This is a genomic window from Vibrio sp. 10N.222.55.C6 (assembly GCF_041473395.1).
Taxonomy (GTDB): Bacteria; Pseudomonadota; Gammaproteobacteria; order Enterobacterales; family Vibrionaceae; genus Vibrio; species Vibrio crassostreae_C.
Map to the genome: position 1 here is coordinate 880 of NZ_JBFRSD010000086.1, position 247 is coordinate 1,126.

Consider the following 247-nt stretch of genomic DNA (forward strand, 5'->3'; position numbering starts at 1 on the left):
ATATAGAGCAGTTGCTCACGGACACTATTGAACTGTTGCAATTCCGTCTCGAACAGCACCAAATTACCATTGAGCGTTACGTCGTGGGTCAACCTGTTGAGCTCTATATTGACCCTGTGGGCCTCCAACAAGTGATAGTTAATCTCATCAACAATGCGACCGATGCGTGTAACACCCAACAGCAGCGTGCAATGTCTGATATTGATAATAAAAACCATGAGCCAGCGACAATTAAAGTGATTACCGA

Annotated in this window: 1 pseudogene; it reads left to right on the forward strand. The window is 44.5% G+C overall.

Features of this window, described 5'->3' with window-relative positions:
* Positions 1-247: pseudogene (locus AB4486_RS22665) on the forward strand (sensor histidine kinase); the annotation flags it as partial.